Genomic DNA, 2,073 nt, shown 5'->3' on the forward strand with positions numbered 1-2,073 from the left:
CCGTATATAGTAACCTTAATTCTCTCTTTTATTCTTTCTGATTATATATCAAATGTATTAAAAGACAAACTTAAGCCGTATATAATTTATTGCTGGCTTCTTGCCTACTTACGAAAGTCCTCGTGGACTTTCTTGGTCAGTAATTATTTACTAAATTAGTTGCTTGAAACACGCAACAAACCATATACAAAAACGTTGTGTGTAATGCAAAAAACGAAATGAAATGAAAAAAATATTATTGATTTTAACTCTAATTTTAATAACAAATATAGCAAAAGCTCAAACCGATACTGATACAATGAAAACAGCATTAATACTTATTGACATTCAAAATGATTATTTTAAAGGAGGAAAAATGGAACTTTCTGAACCTGAAAAAGCAGGAGAAAAAGCTCAATTAATTTTACAGAATTTTAGAGACAGAAAAATGCCAGTTATTCATATAGAACACCTTTCGACTAGAACAAATTCAACATTTTTTATTCCTAATACTTTTGGTGTAAAAATCCACGAAAGTGTTAAACCTAATGAAAATGAGAAAGTAATTACAAAAAACTACCCTAATAGCTTTAGAGAGACTGACCTTCTAGAATATTTAAATAAAATAGGAGTTGAAAAACTAGTAATATGCGGAATGATGACACATATGTGTGTAGATGCTACAACGAGAGCTGCGAAAGATTTCGGATTTGAATGTACAGTAATAAGTGATGCTTGTGCTACAAAAAATCTTGAAATTAATAACGAAACTGTTAAAGCAAAAGAAGTTCAAAAAGCCTTTTTAGGAGCACTAAATTACTATTACTCAACTGTTCTAACATCTGAAAAATTTCTGACTGAATAAACACTACACACAACAACATATATAATTCATTGCTAGTACTCGCCTACCTACGAAAATCCTTAGGGGATTTTCTATTCCGTTTTTATTTACTAAATTTAGTACTTTAAAAACGCAACAAACCATATATAAAACGTTGTACAACATTTTAAGAAAAACCGATGAATTTTACATATAAACTGTTTTTAATTTTAATATTTTCTGTTTTTTTTACTAACTGTAAAAGAGAAGAAAATTTAGATAAAGAAGAAATCGTGAAAACTGATTCTGAATTACAAATTATTAAACAAAAGAAAGATTCAATTATAGATAAATATTTAAAAAATGGTGCTTGGAAATACTCTTTGTCTTCTCGAAAATGGCAAACTGAAATTGATAAGGGGTTAGAAAAAGATTCTACAATTGCTTATTTATGGCAACAAAAAGCAATGCCTTTGTTTAAACAAGGAAAATATGAAATAGGAATGGAATATATTGACAAAGCTGTACAATATGACAGAGAACGATGGCAAGATTATAGAGCTTTTATAAAATGTATATTTGCCAAAACCTACCGAGAAGCAATTAAAGATTTTGAAGACTGTAAAAAAAGATTTGGATATAGTTATGTTATGGATCATAGTTATGACTTCCACATTGCACTTTCTTATTTACAACTCAATGAATTTAAAAAATCTGAACAAATATTTAAAGCTGACTATGAAAAACAAATTTCCGAACATGGAGAAAGCTGGTTACATCCTGTCGATTTATTTTATTTTGGAATTAGTAAATTTGAACAAGCAAAATATAAAGAAGCAATTGAATTATTTGATTTAGCACTTGGAATGTATAACCAATTTTCAGATGTACAATATTATAAAGCTATTTGTTTAGGAAAAATTGGAAAAATAGATGAAGCCAATGAATTAATAAAAATTGCTAAAATTAATGGAAAAAAAGGATTTTCATTGAATGAAGACAATGCTATTTATGAAAAATACCCTTATCAAATAAGATGGAAATAAAAAACGTTGTACAACACCATATATAATTTATTGCTAGTACTCGCCTACTTACGAAAATCCTTAAGGGATTTTCTATTCGGTTTTTATTTACTTAATTAGTTGCTTGAAATACGCAACAAACCATATATAAAAACGTTGCCAGCAATACGAAAAAAAATTGCATAAATCATATTTTGTACATATATTTGTACTTAATAAAATACAACATTATGCAAATAACAACTG

The 2,073-nt window shown here is 27.6% G+C and carries 2 protein-coding genes; both read left to right on the forward strand.

Going from position 1 to position 2,073, the window contains the following annotated elements; all coding sequences use genetic code 11:
- The first annotated feature begins 223 nt into the window (after nt 1-223).
- Nucleotides 224-844 carry a cysteine hydrolase family protein gene (locus tag AQ1689_RS09845; RefSeq protein ID WP_232122635.1) on the forward strand — a complete coding sequence of 207 codons (621 nt, stop codon included), beginning with the start codon at nt 224-226 and terminating at the stop codon, nt 842-844.
- Between the two features lie 158 nt (nt 845-1,002).
- A complete protein-coding gene (locus tag AQ1689_RS09850; protein WP_232121203.1) occupies nt 1,003-1,848 on the forward strand; it encodes a tetratricopeptide repeat protein in 846 nt (281 codons plus the stop codon).
- The last annotated feature ends 225 nt before the right edge of the window (nt 1,849-2,073 follow it).

Origin of the sequence: Tenacibaculum finnmarkense, assembly GCF_900239185.1 — a bacterium.
GTDB classification, from domain to species: Bacteria; Bacteroidota; Bacteroidia; order Flavobacteriales; family Flavobacteriaceae; genus Polaribacter; species Polaribacter finnmarkensis.